Source organism: Bartonella sp. TT67HLJMS, from assembly GCF_042193375.1.
GTDB classification, from domain to species: Bacteria; Pseudomonadota; Alphaproteobacteria; order Rhizobiales; family Rhizobiaceae; genus Bartonella; species Bartonella grahamii.
In genome coordinates, this window is record NZ_JBHILP010000034.1 from 1 (window position 1) to 732 (window position 732).

At 42.9% G+C, this 732-nt stretch carries 1 pseudogene; it reads right to left on the bottom strand.

The features are described 5' to 3' along the window. A pseudogene (locus ACFIJQ_RS08805) lies at positions 1-732 on the bottom strand (hypothetical protein); the annotation flags it as partial.

Genomic DNA, 732 nt, shown 5'->3' on the forward strand with positions numbered 1-732 from the left:
CTGTCGATTCTGCTGTGAGTGCACCATCTTGAATGCCTATTATCTTCTTACTAGCAGCATCAATACCATCGATTGTTATTTGCGGACCATCAACAATTACTAAGCCCTTGTCATCTAAGTTTGTTTTCCCTTTTAATGTTAAGGTATGGAGTGATATATCATTAGTCAAACCAAATATTAGCTTATTTTTATCGTCCTTATCTCTCTTAATCCTGAAGTTATCCCCTCCTGATGAAAAGTCTAGTGTGGTATCCACAAGAACAGTTGTAGCACCTTTACCTTCAACAGAGTATTTCCAACTCCCTCCTACAAGCTTTGCCACCTCTTTCAATTGCGCAACATTTACTGCATCAGTATCGTCAGTCCCAGCTGACAATCCAGTAATTTGTCGCGTTCCTTGAATAGGAACACTCCCAATAGTAATTGCACCAAAGCCTTTTTTAGATACCCATGCTTCATCTGTTTTAGTTGTGACTTTTCCAGTTATGGGGTCATATCCTGCAATACCCCCTGCCTTTATAGCCACACTAAAACGACCCAAAGCGACAGCGCCCTCAAGACCGTCCGAAACCTTAGCCGTATCACCAAAAGCTATTGAACCGTCTGCCTTTGAGCCCACGACTGAACGAAGACCAATAGCTATCGCATATTCGGGCATATCGTTCTCAGAACCACTAACACCAATCTTAGCACCAGAGCCTATAGCAATCCCACCACGCCCATAAACATGGG